Source organism: Cyanothece sp. BG0011, assembly GCF_003013815.1.
Taxonomy (GTDB): Bacteria; Cyanobacteriota; Cyanobacteriia; order Cyanobacteriales; family Microcystaceae; genus Crocosphaera.
Genome location: NZ_PRLH01000178.1, coordinates 1 through 870, shown reverse-complemented (window position 1 = coordinate 870; position 870 = coordinate 1). Strand labels below are relative to the sequence as shown.

Genomic DNA, 870 nt, shown 5'->3' with positions numbered 1-870 from the left:
TGAAAACTATCAAATATTAAAGACCACAGGCAAGCGTAATATAGGAGATTTTAAAGAGAATATTCGTTCTGGCCGTATTATCAGAAAGCCAAGACCCCTTAATTTTTCCATCTCTCCTCATCTACTAGAAAAAGCAAAAAATAGTTTTAAGGATTCTTATGTTGTGTTACAACAGTGCTGCCAAACCCTTAACAACTTCTAAAATCCTATCCCTAATTGCTTATTTTGTCTATTATTTTACTTATAGATAAGTAGTACGATATTGACTATGAAAACTACTTTATTGAAGCAAACTTTTAAAATCATCATTGTTTTCATTATTATATTAGGTATAATCGTTCGATTGATTAATTTAGAAAATAGAATTTATTGGAAAGATGAGGTTTTTACATCTTTAAGAGTGTCTGGTTATACAGAAGAAGAGGTTATCAAAAATCTGTATAATGGTAGTATTCTTAGTTCAGAAGATTTACATAAATATCAAAAAAACTCATTTCTTTAATAACCCTATCGGAACAATTTACGGATTAGCTAAAGAAGAAGCACAATTACCACCTTTATATTTTTTACTGGTCAAATTGTGGGTTAGTTTATTTGGTAACTCAGTGACTGTTACAAGAAGTCTCTCAGCAATATTGAGTATCATTTCTTGCTTAGTTTTATATTTATTATGTAAAGAATTATTTGAATTAAATATAGTTGCATGGTTAGCCATGGCCTTATTGGCTGTTTCCCCTTTTTATGTCATTTATTCCCAAGAAGCACGACCCTATAGTTTATGGTTATTAACCAGCTTATGGTCTAATTGGATGCTTTTACGTTCTTTGAGACTTAAGAATAAATGGAACTGGGAGGATATTACTTTAACCA

Annotated in this window: 2 protein-coding genes and 1 pseudogene; all 3 read left to right on the top strand. The window is 30.2% G+C overall.

The window, feature by feature from the left end:
- Nucleotides 1–202: pseudogene (locus C4E06_RS29000) on the top strand (sulfotransferase family protein); the annotation flags it as partial.
- A gap of 66 nt (nt 203–268) precedes the next feature.
- Nucleotides 269–502: a hypothetical protein gene (locus C4E06_RS28995; RefSeq protein ID WP_232826335.1), complete on the top strand. Its 234-nt coding sequence runs from the start codon at nt 269–271 to the stop codon at nt 500–502.
- A partial coding sequence (locus tag C4E06_RS21820; protein WP_198648936.1) for a glycosyltransferase family 39 protein occupies nt 444–870 on the top strand: 427 nt, incomplete at its 3' end. The genes C4E06_RS28995 and C4E06_RS21820, both read left to right, overlap by 59 nt.